At 60.4% G+C, this 21,780-nt stretch carries 18 protein-coding genes; 16 read left to right on the forward strand and 2 right to left on the reverse strand.

What is annotated here, in order from left to right; all coding sequences use genetic code 11:
* Nucleotides 1-7: 7 nt before the first annotated feature.
* Nucleotides 8-181: a hypothetical protein gene (locus NML54_RS08485; RefSeq protein ID WP_254757472.1), complete on the reverse strand. Its 174-nt coding sequence runs from the start codon at nt 179-181 to the stop codon at nt 8-10.
* 40 nt (nt 182-221) lie between these two features.
* Between NML54_RS08485 and NML54_RS08490 the strand changes: the two genes are divergently transcribed.
* From NML54_RS08490 to NML54_RS08520, 7 genes are all read left to right on the forward strand, one after another.
* Complete coding sequence (locus NML54_RS08490) at nt 222-680, forward strand: S-ribosylhomocysteine lyase (RefSeq protein WP_254757474.1); 459 nt, start codon at nt 222-224, stop codon at nt 678-680.
* Nucleotides 680-1,573, forward strand: a complete 894-nt coding sequence (gene mtnN, locus NML54_RS08495; RefSeq protein ID WP_254757476.1) for a 5'-methylthioadenosine/S-adenosylhomocysteine nucleosidase — start codon at nt 680-682, stop codon at nt 1,571-1,573. Before NML54_RS08490 ends, mtnN begins: the two co-directional genes overlap by 1 nt.
* 261 nt (nt 1,574-1,834) lie before the next feature.
* The gene (locus NML54_RS08500; RefSeq protein ID WP_049328014.1) at nt 1,835-2,173 is read left to right on the forward strand and encodes a hypothetical protein; all 339 of its coding nucleotides are present in this window, start codon (nt 1,835-1,837) and stop codon (nt 2,171-2,173) included.
* Nucleotides 2,174-2,425: 252 nt separating this feature from the next.
* Nucleotides 2,426-3,835, forward strand: a complete 1,410-nt coding sequence (locus NML54_RS08505) for an amino acid permease (RefSeq protein WP_254757478.1) — start codon at nt 2,426-2,428, stop codon at nt 3,833-3,835.
* 290 nt (nt 3,836-4,125) lie between these two features.
* On the forward strand, nt 4,126-4,395 hold the full coding sequence (gene rpsO / locus NML54_RS08510) for a 30S ribosomal protein S15 (protein WP_005507098.1): 270 nt from the start codon (nt 4,126-4,128) through the stop codon (nt 4,393-4,395).
* 390 nt (nt 4,396-4,785) lie between these two features.
* Entirely contained in the window at nt 4,786-7,005 is a 2,220-nt protein-coding gene (locus NML54_RS08515) for a polyribonucleotide nucleotidyltransferase (RefSeq protein WP_254757480.1), read from the forward strand.
* A 200-nt stretch (nt 7,006-7,205) separates the two neighbouring features.
* Nucleotides 7,206-8,537, forward strand: coding sequence for a M16 family metallopeptidase (locus NML54_RS08520; RefSeq protein ID WP_254757482.1), 1,332 nt, complete (start codon nt 7,206-7,208; stop codon nt 8,535-8,537).
* A 205-nt stretch (nt 8,538-8,742) separates the two neighbouring features.
* Here the strand turns inward: NML54_RS08520 and NML54_RS08525 are convergent, their stop codons facing one another.
* Complete coding sequence (locus NML54_RS08525; protein WP_254757484.1) at nt 8,743-10,689, reverse strand: acyltransferase family protein; 1,947 nt, start codon at nt 10,687-10,689, stop codon at nt 8,743-8,745.
* 253 nt (nt 10,690-10,942) lie between these two features.
* Here NML54_RS08525 and dapB point away from each other — a divergent pair, with 253 nt between their 5' ends.
* The 9 genes from dapB (at nt 10,943) to NML54_RS08570 (ending at nt 21,612) form a co-directional block, all read left to right on the forward strand.
* Entirely contained in the window at nt 10,943-11,713 is a 771-nt protein-coding gene (gene dapB, locus NML54_RS08530) for a 4-hydroxy-tetrahydrodipicolinate reductase (protein ID WP_254757486.1), read from the forward strand.
* Nucleotides 11,714-11,722: 9 nt separating this feature from the next.
* Nucleotides 11,723-12,385 (forward strand): tetratricopeptide repeat protein, encoded by a 663-nt coding sequence (locus NML54_RS08535; RefSeq protein WP_254757488.1) that lies wholly within the window; start codon nt 11,723-11,725, stop codon nt 12,383-12,385.
* Nucleotides 12,386-12,595: 210 nt separating this feature from the next.
* Nucleotides 12,596-13,531 carry a 4-hydroxy-tetrahydrodipicolinate synthase gene (gene dapA / locus NML54_RS08540; protein ID WP_254757490.1) on the forward strand — a complete coding sequence of 312 codons (936 nt, stop codon included), beginning with the start codon at nt 12,596-12,598 and terminating at the stop codon, nt 13,529-13,531.
* 391 nt (nt 13,532-13,922) lie between these two features.
* Nucleotides 13,923-15,638: a ribonuclease J gene (locus NML54_RS08545; protein WP_070633924.1), complete on the forward strand. Its 1,716-nt coding sequence runs from the start codon at nt 13,923-13,925 to the stop codon at nt 15,636-15,638.
* A 244-nt stretch (nt 15,639-15,882) separates the two neighbouring features.
* Nucleotides 15,883-19,038, forward strand: a complete 3,156-nt coding sequence (locus NML54_RS08550) for a DNA translocase FtsK (RefSeq protein ID WP_254757492.1) — start codon at nt 15,883-15,885, stop codon at nt 19,036-19,038.
* A gap of 198 nt (nt 19,039-19,236) precedes the next feature.
* Nucleotides 19,237-19,884 carry a CDP-diacylglycerol--glycerol-3-phosphate 3-phosphatidyltransferase gene (gene pgsA / locus NML54_RS08555; protein ID WP_005507107.1) on the forward strand — a complete coding sequence of 216 codons (648 nt, stop codon included), beginning with the start codon at nt 19,237-19,239 and terminating at the stop codon, nt 19,882-19,884.
* A 103-nt stretch (nt 19,885-19,987) separates the two neighbouring features.
* Complete coding sequence (locus NML54_RS08560; protein WP_254757541.1) at nt 19,988-20,587, forward strand: CinA family protein; 600 nt, start codon at nt 19,988-19,990, stop codon at nt 20,585-20,587.
* A gap of 237 nt (nt 20,588-20,824) precedes the next feature.
* On the forward strand, nt 20,825-21,232 hold the full coding sequence (locus NML54_RS08565; protein WP_254757494.1) for a helix-turn-helix domain-containing protein: 408 nt from the start codon (nt 20,825-20,827) through the stop codon (nt 21,230-21,232).
* Nucleotides 21,233-21,390: 158 nt separating this feature from the next.
* Nucleotides 21,391-21,612, forward strand: coding sequence for a DUF3046 domain-containing protein (locus NML54_RS08570; protein ID WP_254757496.1), 222 nt, complete (start codon nt 21,391-21,393; stop codon nt 21,610-21,612).
* Nucleotides 21,613-21,780 lie beyond the last annotated feature (168 nt).

Raw genomic sequence — 21,780 nt, forward strand, 5'->3', positions numbered from 1 at the left:
GCAAGCACTAGGAGGCGCGGCGGCGAGAACGCAGCACCATCGCAGTGCCGGCACCAAGCACCAGCGTACCGCCCAGAGCCACAGACACCGCACCGAAACCAGTACGCGCCTGGCCGCCTGTGCCTTCCGATGAAACCTCCTGCGCTGCACGCCTTGACGTTTTGCGCCTCCCGTGAGGCACCCCTGTTTTAGTCGTCCCCGTTTTAAGAGAAGATAGAGTCATGGAAAAAATGAACGTCGAATCCTTCAACCTCGACCACCGTGCCGTAGCCGCACCCTACGTGCGTATCGCAGACCGCAAGGTCCTGCCCGGTGGCGACACCCTCATCAAGTACGATATCCGCTTCACCCAGCCGAACACCGCGCACCTGGAAATGCTGACCGTACACTCCATCGAGCACCTGAGCGCCGAGCACATGCGTAACCACACTGACCGTCTGATTGACTTCTCCCCGATGGGCTGCCAGACCGGTTTCTACGCGCTGACTCTGGGCCTGGAGCCCGAGGAGTTCTTCCCCATCCTGGAAGCAACCCTCAACGATATCCTTAACGCGACCGAGGTCCCGGCAGCGAACGAGGTGCAGTGCGGTTGGGGCGCCAACCACACCCTCGAAGGTGCGCAGGCTGCGGCTCGTGAGTTCCTCGCGGCACGCGATGAGTGGGCGCAGGTGATGGCATAATGAGCGCACAGATCCCGGAAGCTTTCGCATCCGCCTTCAACCCGGTGGACTTTGACCCGAACGCTTTTGACCCGGCTGAGGCATTCAACAGCATGTTTGAGCTGATGGACGGCATGTCCAACGCCATCATCATTCAGGTGGCTATGGATGAGGAGCTTGCACCCTTCCTGAAGGTGACCGAGGAGCTGCAGCCGTCCTTCACCGAGGGCGCGGCGGTATTCCACCCGCGTTACCTGCAGGTGGGTGAGGACCAGGTTCCGCTGCTGCTGGTTCGCTCCAAGATCGGTCTGGTGAACGCGGCGAGCGCCGTCACCGAGGCGATCAGCTACTCCTCGAACTGCCTGGGCGTCATTAGCGCAGGTACCGCCGGCGGTTTGGCTCGCGGCATTAACGTGGGCGACGTGCTGATTGGCGAGAACTACACCTACACTGATGCTGACGCGACCGCGTTTGGTTATGCGCGCGGCCAGGTTCCGGGCATGCCCGAAAGCTACGACGGTCAGGCGGACGAGTGGCAGGACGCTCTGGAGCATGCGCTCGCCGCACTGGAGCCTGTGCGTGAGCAGGCTGAAAGCCCGTGGGAGGTGCGCCGCGGCCAGATGCTGGCGGGTAACTCCTTCGTAACCGCCCACAACGTGAAGGACACCCGCGAGGCGTTCGAGGGTGCCATCAGCACCGACATGGAGACCACCGCGATTGCGCAGGTCTGCCACAACTACGAGATTCCGTTTATCGGGGTGCGTTGCGTCTCTGATCTGTGCGGCCCGGAGGCTGACCAGGACTTCCACCTCTCCGTGGATGTGGTGGCTCCTCGTTCGGCTTGTTACGCGCTGCAGCTGGCTGCTGAGCTGTGGACCGAAGCGCAGCTGGAAGTGCTGGATCTGGCTCTCTAAAGCTCTAGAACTAACGCTCTAGAGCATGCGGCACGATGTGAGCTCGCATGCGGCAAGTGCCGGGGCGTGAACCTGACGGGTTCGCGCCCCGGTCTTTTTGTGCCGCTCTTTGCGCCCCGGTCTTTTTGTGCCGATCTTTTTGTACTGGTTTTTGTACTCCAGTCTTTTTGCGATCAGGCACTTTGATGTATCCGGTCCGTAAGAAATGCAGAAATATTAACCGTGGTGAATATACATTCTGTGTGTCGTGGAGTACTATGAATGTGGAAACTGTCCGATCTCACAGAGGAGTACGTCGTGAAGTTCTGCCCGACTCTCGCCTCCGTCACCGGTCTGCTCGGTGGCTACAAGGTTGCATCTAGCACCGGCATCCGCCCGCTCGGTGGCGCTATTCTGGCACTGTGCGGTGCCGTGGCTTACAAGAATTGGAAGCGTAAGGCTGGCGCAGGCCGTGCCACCTTCCTCACCGCTGTCTACCTGGGCGCGTTCGGCGCCGCTCATCCGCTCGCCAAGAAGCTTGGCGCGTGGCCTGCAGTCTACACTGTGACTGCTGCAACCGCTCTGTGCTCTATCGTCATTGGACGTAAGCGACAGAAGTAGTCTTTGACGAAAAGACGGCGGAAAGGCAACGTTGCCTTCCCGCCGTCTTTTGCGTTCCCTCCCACCGTACCGGTTGGGTAGGGATGCGCCGGGGCGATGCGTGAAGGCAACACCTTCTGCGCAACGCCCCATCACTCGATGGGGAGTGCATCAACCGGTACCGCTCTCAGTCACCTGCTGAGCTGCGGCACCACCCGATAAGTTTCCCCGCCACCGGCGGGTACACCCCACGAGGTAAAGGAAAAGAAGAAGATGAATACCACTCCGGACTCATCCCCGGTACAGCAGGGAGTAGCAGTCTCCGAGAGCCCGCAGCTAGCGCGTGGACTCTCCCTGCGTCACATCATGTTCATCGCCCTCGGCTCCGCCATCGGCACCGGCCTGTTCTACGGCTCGGCATCCGCCATTCAGTTGGCGGGCCCCTCCGTGCTGCTTGCCTACGTTATTGGCGGCGCGGCAGTGTTCATGGTGATGCGCGCAATGGGCGAACTCGCCCTGGCACACCCGGTCTCCGGAGCGTTCTCCGAATACGCGACCCGCTACCTCGGACGCTGGGCGGGTTTTGTGACCGGCTGGACCTACGCCCTGGAAATGGCGCTGGTCGCCATCGCAGACGTCACCGCGTTTGCCGTGTACATGAAGTTCTGGTTCCCGAACAGCCCCTCCTGGATCTGGATTGTCTCGGTTCTGCTGATTCTGCTCGCCATTAACCTGGCGAAGGTCAAGGCGTTCGGCGAGACCGAATTCTGGTTCACCCTCGTGAAGGTCAGCGCCATTATCGCCATGATTGTTGGCGGAGTGGTTCTGCTCTTCGTGGGTGTGCAGGCACACGACTCTGTTGCGCCCTCCGTCACGAACCTTTGGGCTCTTGAAGGTGGCTTCTTCGCGAACGGATTTACCGGCTTCCTCGCTTGCTTTACCGTGGTGATGTTTGCCTTCGGCGGTATCGAGAACATCGGTATTGCCGCCGGTGAGGCGAAGGACCCTCGCACCTCGATTCCCAAGGCGATTCGCGCGGTGCCGTTCCGCATCCTCATCTTCTACATTCTGACCCTGTCGGTCATCATGTCCCTGTACCCCTGGCACTCGGTGACGAAGGCGAACTCGCCGTTCGTGCAGATCTTTGAGGGGCTGGGCATTCCGGCTGCTGCTTCGATTCTGAACGTGGTCATCATTACCGCCGCTATCTCTGCGCTGAACGCGGACGTGTACGGTGCCGGCCGCATGATGTACGGCCTGGCGAAGCAGAACCTCGCCCCCGCATCCTTTGCGAAGGTTACGAAGAACGGTGCGCCCTGGATGACCACCCTCATCATGGTGCTGGTTATGGCGGTCGGCGTGATTGTGAACGTGCTCTTTGAGAACGCGTTCGAGGTGGTCGCCTCCCTGGCAACCTTCGCGACCGTATTCGTGTGGGTCATGATTCTGCTAGCGCACATTGCCTTCAAACGTAGTGGCGCCGATACCGAGGCGCAGCCGGTACGCCAGCCCCTGTGGCTGAGCTACCTGGCGTTGGCGTTCATGATCTTTATCGTGGTGCTCTTCGGCTGCTTTGCCGATACCCAGCTGGCGCTGGTGATGGGCGCAATCTGGTGCCTGTTCCTGCTGGGCTACTACCGCCTCGTGGTGGTGCGCGCTCGCGCTGAAGCAGCAGAAGCATAGGGAGCAGAAGCACAGACACCGAATAAACGTAGAGCCCACTGAATAAACGTAGAGCCCGGGGCGAGGACTCGGCGTGAGAACCCGGCTGTGAAGCCCGGCGACCGGTAGTGTGATGAGCTACCTGTCGCCGGGCTTCTGCTCACCCTTCCACGAAAGCGCCCCGGTAGCGTAGAATGGAAAGAACGCGTCTGCAGTCCGCAGTAGACGACGTGTATTACAGGGCGTAAGCCCACCACCCGGCGGCAACCGTCCGTACGGGACGTATGCGGTACTAACTCTAGGAGTTAAAAGTGGCACTGGATCCCGCTGTCAAGCAGGCAATCATCAAGGAATACGCAACCCACGAGGGCGACACCGGTTCGCCCGAGGTTCAGATTGCAGTTCTGTCTCGTCGTATCGCCGACCTGACCGAGCACCTGAAGTTCCACAAGCACGATCACCACTCCCGTCGTGGCCTGATGATCCTCGTTGGTCGTCGCCGCAACATGCTCGGCTACCTGAAGAGCGTCGACATCGAGCGTTACCGTTCGCTGATCGAGCGCCTGGGTCTGCGCCGATAAAACAGGAGCGTCTTGACGCTTTTGTGGTGATTAATCGCCTTTAGGCGGTGTGTGCGGACGTGCTGTCAGCACTACCAACCCTCCTACACGGAGGCAGGTAGCGCCAGCGCGTCCGTACTGCCGCGTTGAGGGGCGCATCTTCCGCTCGCTAGATTCCAGCGCTAGATTCACAGCAAGAAATCGGTAGAAGACGCCGCCTCACCTGAAAGAAAGAATAGAAGGCCGTGCCGGCACACACGCCGCGGTCCTCGGTAGCGAATTACGGAACAACACCACCCCCACCTTGCCGACACACGTCGAGCACACGAAAAGGCGGAGGAGAGGTGCCGTGGTTTCCTATCGAAGGCCGACTCGTGCGCCGTACGGCCTGCCAAGAAGAAAGAAGGAACCGTGGAAGGTCCCGAAATCAAGTTTGCTGAAGTCGAAATCGACAACGGCATTCACGGTAAGCGCCACGTGCGCTTTGAAACCGGCCGCCTCGCAAAGCAGGCTGCTGGCTCCGTCCTCGTCACCATCGATGACGAGACCACCCTGCTCTCCGCAACCGCAATCGGCAAGTCTCCCCGTGAGGGCTTCGACTTCTTCCCGCTGACCGTGGACGTGGAAGAGCGCATGTACGCAGGCGGCAAGATCCCCGCATCGTACTTCCGCCGCGAAGGCCGTCCCAGCACCGAGGCAATCCTGGCTGCACGCCTGATTGACCGCCCGCTGCGCCCCGCCTTCACCAAGGGTATCCGCAACGAGGTTCAGGTCGTTGTGACCGTCCTGACCTACGAGCCGGACGAAATCTACAACACCTTCGCAATCAACGCTGCATCCGCATCGACCTCCCTGTCCGGTGCGCCGTTCAGCGGCCCCATCGGTGGCGTGCGCATGGCACTGATTGACGGCCAGTGGGTTTGCTTCCCCAAGTACTCCCAGCTGGAAAACGCTGTGTTCGACATGGCTGTTGCAGGTCGTATCGTCACTAAGGTTGACGGTACCGAAGATGTCGCCATCATGATGGTTGAGGCAGAAGCAACCGATAACTCCTGGAAGCTCATCAAGGAAGACGGCCAGACCGCCCCCACCGAAGAGATCGTCGCAGAGGGCCTGGAAGCAGCTAAGCCCTTCATCGCAGCACTGTGCAAGGCGCAGGCTGACCTGGTGGCTCGCGCAGGCAAGCCCGCTCTGGAACTGCCCTTCTTTGGCGGCCACGGTGAGGACGTCGACGCAGCAGTTGAGGCATTCGCAGCAGACCGCCTGGCAGAGGTGTACTCCATCGCTGGCAAGCAGGAACGCGAAGCAGCGGCAGCCGAGCTGCAGGAAGAGCTCATGGAAGCTCTCACCGGCGAAGGTAAGGAATTCGAAGAGCGCTCCAACGAGGTCTCCGTAGCATTCGCTGCCCTGACCAAGCACGTGGTTCGCCAGCGCATCCTCACCGAGCAGGTCCGTATCGACGGCCGCGGCCTGACCGACATCCGCCAGCTCACCGCTGAGGTTGAGATCCTGCCCCGCGTTCACGGCTCCGCTCTCTTCGAGCGCGGCGAAACCCAGATTATGGGTATCACCACCCTGAACATGCTCAAGATGGAGCAGCAGCTGGATTCCCTGCACCCGGTCAAGTCCAAGCGCTACATCCACCACTACAACTTCCCGCCGTACTCCACCGGTGAGACCGGCCGCGTGGGTTCGCCCAAGCGCCGCGAAATCGGCCACGGTGCACTCGCAGAACGCGCAATCACCCCGGTGCTGCCCTCCCGCGAAGAGTTCCCCTACGCAATCCGTCAGGTCTCCGAGGCTCTGGGCTCCAACGGCTCGACCTCCATGGGTTCGGTCTGCGCATCGACCCTGTCCCTGCTGAACGCCGGTGTGCCGCTGCGCGCACCCGTTGCAGGTATCGCAATGGGCCTGGTCTCTGACGAGGTTGACGGCGAGACCCGCTACGCAGCCCTGACCGACATCCTCGGTGCGGAAGACGCACTGGGCGATATGGACTTCAAGGTTGCAGGTACCTCCGAGTTCGTGACCGCTATCCAGCTGGACACCAAGCTCGACGGTATCCCCGCATCCGTGCTCGCTGGCGCGCTGACTCAGGCACGTGAGGCTCGCCTGCACATCCTCGAGGTTCTCGTCAGCGCGATTGACGCACCGGATGAGATGAGCGAGTTCGCACCGCGCATTATTTCCGTGAAGATCCCGGTTGCCAAGATCGGTGAGGTTATCGGCCCCAAGGGTAAGATGATCAACCAGATCCAGGAAGACACCGGCGCAGACATCTCCATTGAGGACGACGGCACCGTGTACATCGGTGCAGCTGACGGCCCCTCCGCCGAGGCTGCCCGTGCAGCAGTGAACGCTATCGCTAACCCGCAGGTTCCCGAGGTTGGCGAACGCTACCTGGGTACCGTGGTGAAGGTGACCGACTTCGGTGCGTTCATCTCGCTGACCCCCGGTAAGGACGGCCTGCTGCACATCTCCGAGATGCGTAAGCTCAACGGCGGCAAGCGCGTTGTTGACGCTGAGGACGTTGTCTCCGTGGGCCAGAAGGTCCAGGTGGAGATCACCAAGATTGATGACCGCGGCAAGCTCTCGCTGGCACCGGTCGTTGAGGGTGACGACGACGAGTAGTCGTAACCCCCGCTAAGCGATGAGGGGCGTTCGGCGCACCCGGTGCGGTTCATTCCCCGCCGGATGCACCGGGCGCCCCTTCGCTGTGCTTGCCCTGCATCTTTTGATGCTTACCCGCCCTACCAACTGTGGGACTGCCTACAGGTAGTGGGGCGGGAATGCTTACCTTCAGACGTACCTGTTGAAAGGTTCTTCTTTCTATGTCTATTTCCCTGCCCGTCGAGCTTGAGGCGATCGCCGAAGAGCTCAACTATGAGCACGGCCGCCTCATCTACGAGGGCGTAGGCGGTAACGAGGTGCGCCGCTCCATCCTGCCCGGTGGCGTACGCGTGATTACCGAAAAAATGCCCGGTACCCGCGGCGTATCCATCGGATTCTGGGTGGGAGTCGGCTCCCGCGACGAAGCCCCCGGCATGCTCGGCTCCACCCACTTCTTGGAGCACCTGCTGTTCAAGGGCACCGGCACCCGCACTGCCCTGGACATCGCATCCTCCTTCGATGCGGTAGGCGGCGAATCCAACGCCCTGACCGCTAAGGAACATACCTGCTACTACGCGCGTGTGCTCGACGATGACGCACCCATGGCGGTGGACGTCATCACCGACATGGTCACCAACGCCCTGCTGGACCCTGCTCACCTTGAGCAGGAACGCGGCGTGATCCTTGAAGAGATCGCCATGGACCAGGATGACCCAACCGACGTTGCTTTCGAAAACTTCGTGGAGCAGCTCATGGGTGAGAACCCGCTGGGTCGCTCCATTGGCGGTACCCCGCAGGAGATTACCGAGGTGCCGCGTGACGCCGTGTGGGAGCACTACAAGCGCTACTACACCCCGGATCGCCTGGTCATTTCTGCCGCAGGTTCGCTGGAGCACAGCACCATGGTCCGCCTCGTGCTGGAGGCGCTGACCCGCTACGGCTGGAACCTGCAGGAGGGCGTGGCACCGGCACCGCGTCGCGTACGCACCGACAGCGGCATTGTTCCGCTGAGCGAGCTGCGTGAGGTGGAGAAGGGCTTCGAACAGACCAACATTGTGATGGGCTGCCCGAGCATTATCGCCGGTGACGACCGCCGCTACGCGATGAGCGTGCTGACCAGCGCATTCGGTGCGGGCATGTCCTCGCGCCTGTTCCAGGAGATTCGTGAGAAGCGCGGCCTCGCCTACAGCACGTTCGCGTTCTCCGGTGCGTACTCGGATGCCGGATACTTCGGCATGTACGCGGGCTGCCTGCCCGCTAAGACCGAGCAGGTGCGTGAGGTTATGGGCTACGAGTTCGATAAGCTCGTCACCGCCGGTATTACCGAGGAGGAGCTGACGAAGGTCCGCGGTCAGCTGGCTGGCTCCACCGTGCTCGGTAGCGAGGATTCGGGTTCGCGCATGTCCCGCCTGGGCCGTGCCGAGCTGGACTCTGGACTGTTCACCAGCACCGATGAGCTGCTGGAGAAGATCCGCGCGGTCTCCCTGGAGGAGGTTCGCGACCTGGCGGCATACCTGGGGCAGCAGCAGATGATTACCACCATCGTGCGCTAACCCCTGAACATCCCTAACGCACAACGCTGATAAGGCATAGAATGCCCGTTCCCACACCCCATCTGAGGGGAGGGAACGGGCATTTTGTGTGCATCGGCATCTATCGAAGAGACGATTCCAAGAAGTGCTTCCGGGTGTTCTGCCGCCCACGCTCTTGACGCTCAGCATGAGCGGCAGCACAGAAAAAAGCTACTTCTGAGAGCTACTACTTCTGTGCCTTGGCAATAGCTTCCATCAGCACCTGGGCGTAGAGCTCCTGACCGGCAGCCTCCGGGTGAACACCATCGGAGGAGAGCAGACCGCTCTGAGTCTGCAGAGCCTGGCGGATCGTAGAGTTCCAATCTGCAATAATCACACGATTAGAATGCTGAGCCGCAAACTCACGAATCTTACCGTTCGAGTAGTCAATCCAGGTCAGGTTGCGCGGACCGTAACCGGTCACCAGCACCAGCTTCGCATCCGAAGGCATAGCAGCCAGCACCTGATCAAGCTGACCGTCCAGAATGGTCGAGTTCGCGGTCACCGACAGCACGAAGGTCTTACGAATCTGGCCGTTGGCACCCATGGACTTAATAATCGGCAGGGCCTTGGCGATGGTGCGCGCCTCCGCCGCATCAATCTGTGCCTCGGGCATCTTGTCGTATAGCTCGGGGGATACCGCGACCACAATGGAGTCACCCACAATGGTCACCTGCGAAGAGTCCACCGGACCGGTTGCAGCCTTCGACGCCGAGGGGCTTGCCGAAGCCTTCGCGTCCTTACCCGTTGCGCTCGGGCTTGCCGATGCGCTCGCAGCCTGCGCCTCCTGACGCGCTTTCAGGCGTTCAGCGGCGGCACGCTTGCCGTCCTCAACGGACTGCTGGGCGGTAGTCATCGCCGGAGCGGTGTGCACCGCCAGACCGGTCGAAGCGGCAGTCACCACAACAGCCAGAATCACTGAAATCGGCAGGAGCCTAGTGCGTGAAGACTGGAACAACGCCATAAAACGGTTCGCGCTACCGCGGAAACCGTAGCGGCGAATCGGGGTCTCAACCCAGCGGTACGACATCTCCGCAATAGCGAAGGTCGCCACCAGAACGCCCACGTTCACCAGCGGGGAGCGGTCCGCACCCATCAGGTAGTGCATGACCACGGCGAGCGGCCAGTGCCACAGGTACAGGCCGTAGGAACGTTCGCCCACCCAGCGCAGGGGAGCGAAGTTCAGCAGGCGGCGCAGCACCTCGGAGGCGCCAGCAAGCATGTCGGGAAGCATGCCCTGAATCACGCCCAGCGCCAGCAGGGAGGCGCCAAACAGGCCCCAGGGAATCGCACCGGGTGCCGATTCGGGAACAAGGATCGCGTAGGGAATCAGCGCGAACAGGGACAGCCAGCTAATCATGACGCGGGCGAAAGCAACCATGCCAAAAGGCTGAGCCACGCGGTACAGCACGGACTGCTGTAGCGGCGGGTACAGCGACCAGGGGCGCGCAAACGCCAGCAGGGCGCCGAGCAGCAGGCCGTACAGGTGAGTATCGGTGCCGTAGTAGACGCGGCTAATGGGTGCGTCGGACATCAGAAGAGCGGTAGCAACGCTCAGTGATGCAATAATGCCCAGCACTATAACCACGCTAAAACGACGCCACGAGCGGCGCAACAACAGGCCAAAACCAAGAATGAGCAGCGGCCACACCACGTAGAACTGTTCTTCCACTGCCAAGGACCAGAAGTTCGTGAAGAGCTCCGGAGAGGTCTGCGCGAAGTAGTCGTTACCGGCAAAAATGGAAATCCAGTTGGACGAGAAGGTCGCCGCACCGGCGAGCTGTCGGCCGAGGTTCACCTGAATATCGCCACCAATGAGCAGGCTGACCGGTCCCATGACCAGAATCAGCAGGGTAATGGCGGGAAGCAGACGGCGGGCACGGCGGATCCAGAAGTTACCCAGGGCAATTTTGCCGGTGAGGGCACCTTCACGCAGAAGCAGGGAGGTAATCAGGAAACCGGAGATGACGAAGAAGATATCCACGCCAATCATGCCGCCGGGTAGTACGGTGGGCCAGAAATGGTACACCATCACGAGGAGCACAGCGATTGCTCGCAGGCCGTCCAGACCCGGCAGAATATAACGCCGGTTAGCCTCATCTGGACGCACGGAGGAGGTAAAGAGGGACTTCATACTGTCTGTGTACTCCGTAGGACGGAAATTATAGAAATACTTCCTAATTATATGGTTGCTATCTTTAGATGACATACAAATGCCTGTATATGACGCATATAAGATTTTGTTTTTATACTGCTGAGGTTCTGCAGGGTATCTCACCCCGTGTGTGCGATGGTGTGAACTGTGCCCACACGGGGGATAATAGAGGCTGTACGTCACAGCATATGCCCCATCGTCGGGGTGCTCATAAGTTACGGAGGAGAGAATCATGACCCGCGAGGGTAACGAAAAAATCTGGAAGGTAGCGGTACTCGGTGCCGCGGGCCGTATGGGTTCTGAGGCGGTGCGCGCCGTCAACACCTCCGCAGACATGGACCTGGTGGCGGCACTGGGCCGCGGCGACGACCTGCAGGAGCTGGTCGATGCCGGCGCAGAGATTGTTATTGACCTGACCGTTCCCGAATCCAGCGAGGCGAATGTGCGTTTCGCGGTGGAGCACGGTATGCATGCTGTGGTTGGTACGACCGGTTGGACCCCCGAGCGCCTGGACTCCCTGCGCGAACTGCTGGCTGAGCACCCCGAGGTGGGTGTGCTCATTGCCCCGAACTTTGCGATTGGTTCGATTCTTGCCACCGAGTTCGCGGCGAAGGCGGCACGCTACTTCGAATCCGTAGAAATTATTGAGATTCACCACCCGAATAAGGTAGATGCCCCCTCCGGTACCGCTGTACACACCGCCCGCAAGGTGGCTGCCGCCCGCGCGGAGGCTGGTGTGGGCGCAAGCCCGGACGCCACCACCTCCGATCCTTTGGGTTCGCGTGGTGCTGTGATTGACGATATTCACGTACATGCGGTGCGTCTGCGCGGCATGGTCGCGCATCAGGAGATTCTGCTGGGCGATCCCGGTCAGCAGCTAGTGATTCGTCACGATTCCTTTGACCGTGCCTCCTTCATGCCCGGTGTTCTGCTGGGTGTGCGTGAGGTGGCGGCGCATCCGGGTTTGAACGTGGGCTTGGACGCCTACATGGATTTGTCGTAGAGGAGCGTTATGCCTGAACAGACTTCACCCGACACTTCGCCGGCACCTTCCGAGGCTCGTAGCCCCTGGTGGACTTCGTTGCGTCTGTGGACTGTCTGCGCCTGCGTGCTGATGGTGCTGACCGTGCTGATTCTGCCGCTGCCTTTGGCGGCGCGTGCCTCTATCCTGGGCGTGCTGATTTTTAGTGCCGTCTTTGTGACGGTGGATGCTGGCGGGTTCGGCAAGACCTTCGCGGCGCTAACCTGCGCGCTGCTGACCCTGTACCTGGTGCATATTGCGCAGCAGGGCTTTGTGATGCTGACTTCCGGTTCTGTGGCTGGCATTGTTCTTGGTGCGGGTATGATTCTGTTGCCGATTCTGGGTGCGTGGGCGCTGGTACGTGAGGTGCTTTTTGGTGCTCGTATTCAGCGTATGGCTCAGGAGCTGGCTGCTTCGGGTGAGCTGGTGGAGGATACCCTGCCGCGCACCCCGGCGGGTCGTGTGGACCGTGAGGCTGCGGCGGTGGAGTTTGAGAGCTTTGCTGCGGCGGTGGAGCAGGAGCCGAATAGCTGGAAGGCGTGGTTCAACTTGGCGTGCATGTATGATGTGGGCGGCGAGCGTAAGCGTGCTCGTGCGGCGATGTGTAACGCGTGGGCGTTGCGTTCGGGCGGTCAGGCGAAGGGTATTCGTTAGGTGCTAGCACTGTAATCCATCCTCAATACCGCATTTATTTTCGGTGTGGGGTTGATGGATAGTACCGAGGATATGTGCCCGGTTTTGTAGCCCCTGTGGTTGAATCCTCGCGAAAGTACTGCGGGTTTGAAAGAGTCCGAATAGTAGAACACGCATGAAAACTTATGCGTTCTGTAGCAAAAATCTGCATTTCGGGCGTACTCTGGACATATGTCTGAGAACCTTTCGAACCCCGGTACTTTTGTTGAGCCTGTCTTCGGTCGCCTCCTGACCGCAATGGTGACCCCCTTCGCGAAGGACGGCTCCGTTGATGAAAAGCAGGTCGCAGACCTGGCGAACTACCTTGTGGAGAACGGCCACGACGGCCTGGTGGTCTGCGGTACCACCGGTGAATACTCCACCATGACCGATGACGAGAACGAGCGTGTCTTCCAGATTGTGAAGGATACCGTTGGCTCTCGAGCGAAGATTATTGCCGGTGTTGGTTCGAACGACACTGCGCACACTATTGAGCTGGCGCACCGTGCCGAAAAGGTTGGCGTGGACGGCCTGTTGGTTGTGACTCCCTACTACAACAAGCCGACTCAGCCGGGTGTCTACGCCCATTTTGCGACCGTTGCGCAGGCAACTGAGACCCCCGTCATGCTTTACGATATTCCGGGTCGTGCAGGCATCTCCATCGCACCCCAAACCTACCGCCGCCTTGCAGAAATTGATAGTATTGTAGCGGTGAAAGACGCCAAGGCAGACTTCGGTGCCGCAACCGAGGTCATGGCAACCACCAACCTGCACTACTACAGCGGTGATGACGGACTGACCCTTCCCTGGATGGCAATGGGCGCCGTCGGCCTCGTTTCGGTGACCGCACACGTGGCACCCGCACTCTTCCGTGCCCTCATCGATGCTGTCGTCGCACAGGATCTGGTGGAGGCGCAGCGTCTTCACCTGGAACTGACTCCGATTGTCCGAGCAACCATGGGCCGCGCCCCCGGTTGCGTTGCCGCCAAGGAAATTCTTTCCTGGCAGGGTGTGCTGGATGAGCCCGTCGTTCGCCTGCCGCACGTACTCTCCGAATCGGAGGTTGCTCAGGCGATGCGAGCTGACCTGCTCTCCTCGAGCATTGCTCACACCCTAAAGAACTCCTAAACTTTAACGCAGAACCTGCACAACTTATCGTGCAGAGCGCGTATATATAGAGGATTTCGGCTACTGTCACACCCCGCTTTCGGGGTGCGTGATGTAGCCAACGGACGCGGACTCCACACCTAACACTAGGTGAGGGGTCCGCTCTGGCGTATTGCCGCGGTTTACCGCCCAATGAATCGGCCACCCACTCAGACAGAGCCCAGCTTAGGTAGAGGCACCCGAGCACTACGCCCCCGAATACTTTTGAATACTTTCGGTGATTTGGACGCACCGGCAGCACCTCCACTTCCTCGGCATATGAGAGTCGAACCGGCGGGAGTGCTGCGGTACGAAGCGTCGCCTACGAATCACAGACATCACAAGAAAACATAGAAGAAAGAGGAGACACACGATGAGCGTCTTTGAAGCGAATCTTCCCCTCCCGCCCCGCCTGAAGAAGGACACCCTGCGTGTGGTGCCCCTGGGCGGCCTGGGCGAAGTCGGTCGTAACATGACCGTGTACGAAATCAACGGCAAGCTGCTGATTGTTGACTGCGGCGTGCTCTTCCCCGAAGAGTCCCAGCCCGGCGTGGACCTGATCCTGCCCGACTTCAGCTACATTGTCGACCGTCTGGACGACGTGGTTGCCATGGTGCTGACCCACGGCCATGAGGACCACATCGGCGCGGTTCCCTACCTGCTGCGCCGCCGCCCCGACATCCCCCTGGTCGGTTCCGAACTGACCCTGGCACTGGTTGAGGCGAAGCTCGCCGAACACCGCATCAAGCCCTACACCCTCGCGGTGAAGGAGCACCAGGTGGAGCGTTTTGGCCCGTTTGAGTGTGAGTTCGTTGCTGTGAACCACTCGATTCCGGATGCGCTGGCTGTCTACATCCGCACCAAGGCAGGCAAGGTTCTGCACACCGGTGACTTTAAGATGGACCAGCTGCCGCTGGATGGCCGCATCACCGACCTGCGCCACTTCGCCCGCCTGGGTGAGGAGGGCGTGGACCTGTTCCTGCCGGACTCCACCAACGCTGAGGTTCCCGGCTTCACCCCGACCGAGAAGCACATCGGTCCGGTGCTGTCGAACGTTTTCCGTGACGCAAGCGGCCGCATCATTGTGGCGTCCTTCTCCTCGCACGTTCACCGCGTGCAGCAGGTACTGGATGCAGCCGCTGAGCGTGGCCGCAAGGTCGTGCTCGTCGGCCGCTCCATGGTGCGTAACATGACCATTGCCGAGAAGCTGGGCTATCTGAAGGTCCCCGCCAACGTGCTGGTGGATCTGAAGAAGGTTGACGACTACCGCCCCGACCAGATTGTGATGATGTGCACCGGTTCGCAGGGCGAGCCGATGGCGGCGCTGTCGCGCATGGCGAACGGCGACCACAAGATTCAGATTGAGCCCGGCGACACCGTAGTGCTCGCCTCCTCGCTGATTCCCGGTAACGAGACCAGCGTCTTCCGCATCATTAACGCCCTCATGAAGCTGGGCGCTAACGTGGTGCATAAGGGCAACGCGAAGGTTCACGTTTCCGGTCACGCTGCCGCGGGTGAGCTGCTGTACTGCTACAACATTCTCAAGCCGAAGAACGTTATGCCGGTTCACGGCGAGGTTCGCCACCTGATTGCCAGCGGTGACCTGGCGATGGAGACCGGCGTTCCGAAGAAGAACGTGCTGCTCTGCGAATCCGGCACCGTCGTGGATCTGCGCGATGGCGTGGCATCCGTGGTGGGCGAGGTTCCCTGCGAGTACCTGTACGTTGACGGCCGCTCCGTCGGTGAGGTCACCGAGAGCGACCTGAAGGACCGCCGCATCCTGGGTGAAGAGGGCTTCGTGTCCATCGTTACCGTCATTGACCGCGCAACTAAGCGCGTGGTGACCGGCCCGGATATTCACGCTCGCGGTATCGCTGAGGACGACTCGGTCTTTGACGAGATTGTTCCGAAGATTACCGCCGCTCTGGAGGATGCTCTGCACCGCGCACCCGAGAAGGTTCACACCGTGCAGCAGCTGCAGCAGATTGTGCGCCGCACCATCGGTGCCTGGATTTCTCGCCGTCTGCGCCGCAAGCCCATGATCGTTCCCGTGGTTGTTGAGAACACCTCGAAGGCCGCGAAGAACTAATACTCTGCGCGAGGCTAGTCGCCTGTCATAGCGAAAAGGCGGGGTCGATACGTTGTGTCGGCCCCGTCTGCTGTGTATCTGCAGAACGTACGGGCGAAAGCTGCGTGAAAGCGAACGCAGTAGGGGAGAAGCGCCTCATCGGTGCCCTATCAATGTCCCCATAGGCGCGAGCGGGGCGCACTTTTTAGCTCACTGATAACGAAAGAATCGGTACATTAACGGGAAGGTTGATACCCTAAAAGGTATGGCTCCACGGACCACGAAGGGTCGTAACACGACCTCTACTAAAGCAAACACTAAGAAGACCACCCGCAAGCGCACCACCTCCCGAGGCGGTGCCCAGCGCGGTGCTAATGCGGCAAACCCTGTAGCGGGCGCTATCTCCTCCGTCTGGCTGAGCATCGCTCACGCTATCGGCGGGCTCTTCCGCTCCATTGGTGCGGTGCGCACCGACCTTGCGCCCGAAGACCGCCGTGACGGCGGCGCACTCACCATCCTGCTGCTCGGCCTGATTAGTGCCGGAGTGGAGTGGTACAACTGGCGTGCCCACACCTCCCTCGGTTTGTTGCGTGCGCCCCTGGACGCCTGGCACACCATGCTGGGTGGTATTTTCGGTCAGGGTGCTCTGCTGGTTCCGGTGCTCTGCCTCATCATGGCGTGGTGCGTTTTCCGTGGACCCGACCTGATTAAACGTAATAACCGCGTGGCGTTGGGCTCCTTCATCATTTTGGTGACGACCTCCCTGTTCTTTGCTCGCCATGCGGGTCACCCGACCTTCGCGGATGGTTTTGACGCCGTCTGGGTTGGTGGTGGCGTGGCTGGCGTGCTGTTGGGCACTCCCATTGTGCGTGTGAGCGGCGGTATTGCGTTCGTTGAGATTCTGATTCACCTGCTGCTGGGTATTGCCGGTCTGATGGTTCTGACGAACACTCCGATTCGTCAGGTGGGGCCGCGTACTTTGCACCTGGTCGGTTTGGCTCTGGGTGAGAAACCGAACGGCACGACTCGAACCTCCGTTAAGGACAGCCCTTCGGATGCGACTCAGACCGTGGACCTGAACGCTGAGGAGCATGACCGCAGCTACCTGTACGCGGACGAGAAACCGGCACGTACGACTCAGAAGTCTGGTGGTCTGTTCGCTCGTCTGCGCGGCTGGTTGGGCATTGCTCCCGTTGCGTCGACCGATTCTTCCCTGGACGAGTACGCCGGTGATGAAGCATTCGTGAGTGCCGTGGTGGATGAGCCTCACCTGGAAACCACGCAGATGGCGGTACAGCCGGCGGACTCTGCACAGGATTCTGCGCAGGGATTCGCTCAGCAGACGCGCCCTGCGGCTAAGCCGAACCGTCTGTCCCGTCTGGCCGGTCGCCTCAATCAGGCGCCAGCTGCGCAGGGTACGTCCGCCCAGGGTGCTTCTGCACAGAACGGTGCTTATTCGAGTAGCCCTGACCTCTATGACGTTGAGGCATCGGATGCGCCCGCAGCCCGCCTGGATCAGGTGCAGCGTGCCGCCGTGGCGAACGGCCGTGTGAACCGTATTCCTGGCGAGGAGCCTCTCTTTGACGTTGAGGCATATGACGGCTTCGGTGCTTCTGAGGAAGCTTCACAGCAGACCAAGCCCCACCAGGTGGGGAACCCTGCACAGTCTGCGGCTCAGCCGCCGATTCCTACCCGTATGTATTCGCCGGGTGCGCACCCGAAGAACGCGGCCCCCGCGGCTTCGCGAGCGCCCGAGGCTGGCGCATCCCGCCCGCTGCAGAACAATACGCAGGTGGCGACCACCGAGCAGGCGCGCGGCGAGCAGGTTGTGCAATCCTCCCGCGGCGCGTACGTGCTGCCTTCTGAGGAGATGCTGGTTTCCGGTCCGCCCGCTAAGGAATCCTCCGAAGTCAACGAGCACGTGGTTGAGGCTCTGACGAACGTGCTGGAGCAGTTCAAGGTGGATGCGCAGGTTACCGGCTTCTCGCGCGGCCCGACCGTGACCCGTTACGAGATTGAGCTGGGTCCCGCCACGAAGGTGGAGCGTGTGACCGCGCTGAGCAAGAACATTGCGTACGCTGTGGCGAGTCCGGATGTTCGTATTCTGTCCCCGATTCCGGGTAAGTCCGCAATCGGTATTGAGATTCCGAATACGGACCGTGAGACCGTTGCCCTGGGTGATGTGCTGCGTTCCCCGCAGGCTCACGCGAACCAGCACCCGATGGTCATGGGTGTGGGCAAGGATGTTGAGGGTGGCTTCGTGCTGGCGAACCTCGCGAAGATGCCGCATATGCTGGTCGCTGGTGCGACCGGTGCCGGTAAGTCTTCGTTTGTGAACTCGATGATTACCTCGATTCTGATGCGTGCAACCCCGGACCAGGTGCGCCTGGTGATGGTTGACCCGAAGCGTGTGGAGTTGACAGCCTATGAGGGTATTCCGCACCTGATTACGCCCATCATTACGAACCCGAAGAAGGCTGCTGAGGCTCTTCAGTGGGTGGTTCGTGAGATGGACGCCCGCTACGACGACCTCGCCCACTATGGCTACAAGCACGTGGACGACTTCAACAAGGCGGTGCGTGAGGGTAAGGTTCAGCCCGATCCCGGTAGCAAGCGCACGGTACACGAGTACCCGTACCTGCTGGTGATTGTTGACGAGCTCGCCGACCTGATGATGGTCGCCCCGCGTGATGTGGAAGAAGCGATTGTCCGCATTACGCAGCTGGCGCGTGCGGCGGGTATTCACCTGGTGCTGGCGACCCAGCGTCCGTCGGTGGATGTGGTGACCGGTCTGATTAAGGCGAACGTTCCGTCTCGCATGGCGTTTGCGACCTCCTCTGTCACTGATTCTCGCGTGGTGCTGGATCAGCCCGGCGCTGAGAAGCTGATTGGTCAGGGCGATGCGCTATTCCTGCCGATGGGCGCTTCGAAGCCGATGCGTGTTCAGGGCGCGTGGGTGTCTGAGTCTGAGATTCACGCTGTGGTTGAGCACGTGAAGAAGCAGGCGCCGACCATCTACCGTGAGGACGTGATGGTCTCTGCCGTGAAGAAGCAGATTGATGAGGAAATCGGCGATGACCTCGACGATCTGCTGCAGGCGGCGGAGATTGTGATTACGACCCAGTTCGGGTCTACCTCGATGCTACAGCGTAAGCTGCGCATGGGCTTCGCGAAGGCTGGCCGCATCATGGACCTGCTGGAGTCGCAGGGTGTGGTGGGCCCCTCGGAGGGCTCGAAGGCACGTGAGGTGCTCATCCGCCCGGATGACCTGCAGGTGACCCTGGCGCGTATTCGCGGTGAGGAGCCTCCGGCTGCCGACCCGTATGCGAATGCGGTGGACCCGGGCGATGCGGTCACCGACTATTTCGATGAGCCCGATGATGAGGGCTCGGAGGACGCCTGGCAGCTGACCGGCCGCTAGTCTTTCAGCGCCCTATCCATTCGGCTGAGTCCACTCGCTAGTGGGTGCGTGACATGCACCCCGTATCGTCCCTGTGATGTCTGCTACGGCACACGTATAATGGACGGTACGGGGTGTTTGCGTATCCCCGATACGTTTAGGTGTCGGTGTGTACGCGGTCTCTCACCGTCGAAAGCCATCTACCCGTAAGGAGCCGTTATGAGTGAAGCTCGCAATTCCGCATCCGCCGGTGCCGTGAGCACCGCGAAGCCTTCGAACTGGAATGTGCCGAATGTGTTGACGGTTCTGCGTATTATTGCGGTTCCTTTCTTCATCGTTGCCTTGGTTGCGGGCGGTACTTTTGGTGCCGCTGATCCGACGCACCGCTGGCTGGCGTGGATTATTTTCATTCTTGCCATGCTCACGGACTGGGCGGACGGCTACCTGGCGCGCTCGCGTAACCTGATTACGAGCTTCGGTAAGATTGCTGACCCGATCGCCGATAAGTTCCTCACTGGCGCGGCGTTCATTGTGCTGTCGGCGCTGGGCGAGCTGTGGTGGTGGGTCACGATTGTGATTCTGCTGCGTGAGTGGGGCATTACGATTATGCGTCTGTTCGTTATTAAGTACGGTGTGATGGCCGCTAGTAAAGGCGGCAAGATTAAGACCGTGCTGCAGACGGTGGCGCTGGTGCTGATGCTTCTGCCGCTGGGTCAGCTGGGTCTTGGCTGGCTAATTCCTGGTTGGGTTCTGATGGGCGCGGTCACCGCGATTACCGTGTGGACCGGCCTGGTGTATGTGCGTGATGCGTATATTTTGCGTCGTAACTGGTTGCAGGCTCAGGCTTCCCAGGGCGGCGGTAAGTAGAGGCGAGGGGAGTGGCGTGTGCTGCTCCCCTTCGCTGTACCTGCGGCGCGTTGTGTGCCGCGTGAGGTTTTGGGCGGCGGTTCGCCGCTGAAAGGAGAGAATGATGGTTGTTCCCCTCATACTTGAAGATGCTCTGTCCCCTAAGCTTTCCTCCGCTGAGCCTGCTGATATTTTCTCCGGTACCCCGGAGGCGGCGGCGCTGCTGTTGCGTGATGCGGTGCAGTTGCGCGCCGCCCAGGAGGGCCCGGTGCAGGTGGCGACGGCTGAGTCGCTGACCGGTGGGGATGTGGGCGGCGCGATTTGTACGGTGCCAGGCGCATCCGCGTATTACCGCGGCGGCGTGATTTCGTACGCCTACGAGGTGAAGGCTCAGGTGCTGGGCGTGGACGCTCAGCTGCTGGCGCGTGAGGGTGCGGTGCATCCAGCGGTGGCGGTGCAGATGGCGGTCGGTGCGGCGCGCGTGTGCGGTGCCGATTATGCGGTGTCGACCACGGGTGTTGCCGGTCCTGATCCTGCGGATGGTCAGCCGGTGGGTACGGTCTATATCGGTGTGTGTTCCCCGGGCGGTTCTGAGGTGTTTGAGCGCCACTATTCGGGGGATCGCGCGCAGATTCGTGCGGCGGCGAGCGCGGATGCGATTGCTCTGCTGGCGCGTGCGGTGCGCGGCGGCGCCGGTGGGGTTCTGAAGGACGAGCTGGTGTAGGGTGCCGGGCTGTGCAGCCCCTACCTGAGAAAAAATTTACGGTTCAAATATATTCACAGGGTTCTTTCAGCTCCGCAGGAATAAAGGCATAGGTTCGCCTGTTTGAATAGATACAAGCCGTAAGAAGAAGATAAAAATGGCGGGGCTCCTAGCTCACGCTCCAAAAATCAGTTAGGCTTAACTCTGTACAGTCCCGCAGGTCGGGAATACCTACTCAGGAAAGTGATATAGAAGCTCATGGCTAAGCAGCGCGTATCGATTAATGGCATTACTAAGTGGAAGGAAATCGAGGAGACCCCCGGACAGGTCGCCCCGGTCGTTGAGGAAGCTAAGGTTGTTCCCCTGCGACAGGCAATCGGTGAGGTTCTTCGCGATGTTCGCCAGCGTCAGGGCCGCACCCTGCGCGAGGTTTCCCAGCGTGCCCGTGTTTCCCTCGGTTACCTGAGCGAAGTTGAGCGCGGTCAGAAGGAAGCTTCCTCCGAACTGCTGGCGTGGATTTGCCAGGCTCTGGACATTCCGATGTCCCAGATGCTGCGTGAGGTTGCTGACCGTATGGCGGTTCTTGAGGGCGTTCAGATTCCGGATACTGTTCCGGCTGAGATGTCTGAGCAGTACAAGAGCGATTACTACATTCTCTCGAAGTAACTCGAGGCGGCACATGCCGCGCTAAACGTGAAGCGATGCCGTGCATCCCCTTAATGTGGGGGTGTGCGGCATCGCTTATTCTGAGTTCGCTCTCGGGCGAGATGTGGGCGATGTGACGAATTATGAAGCGAACTAGCGGTGAAGCGTAAGGAGTGCTTGTGAAGCTGAGCGAATTTTGGGCGTGCATGGAGTATGAGTTCGGTGCCGGGTATGCGCCGGTGCTGGCGCGTGACTTGGTGCTGGGCTCGTTGGGCCATGTGACCGCTGCGGAGGCGCTAGACCAGGGCGTTACCCCGAAGGACGTATGGCTTGCGATCTGTGAGGAGCAGGAGATTCCGCAGGAGCGCCGCCTGGGTCCCGATAAGGAGCCGTTGCGCTAGTTGGTGAGTCTGGCGCTTTCTCGCGTAGGGGCGGGGCCTGCCGTTTGTTCGAGTGCTAGCGCCTGCGCGGGAGGTATTTTCGAATAAATTAGTCGAGATTTCGGGGTTTTTCGAAAATATATGCCGAACCCCTATCCGATTTATTCGAAACTGGGTCGTAATTTTGTT

Source organism: Rothia gullae (genome assembly GCF_024294905.1).
In the GTDB taxonomy this organism is placed as follows: Bacteria; Actinomycetota; Actinomycetes; order Actinomycetales; family Micrococcaceae; genus Rothia.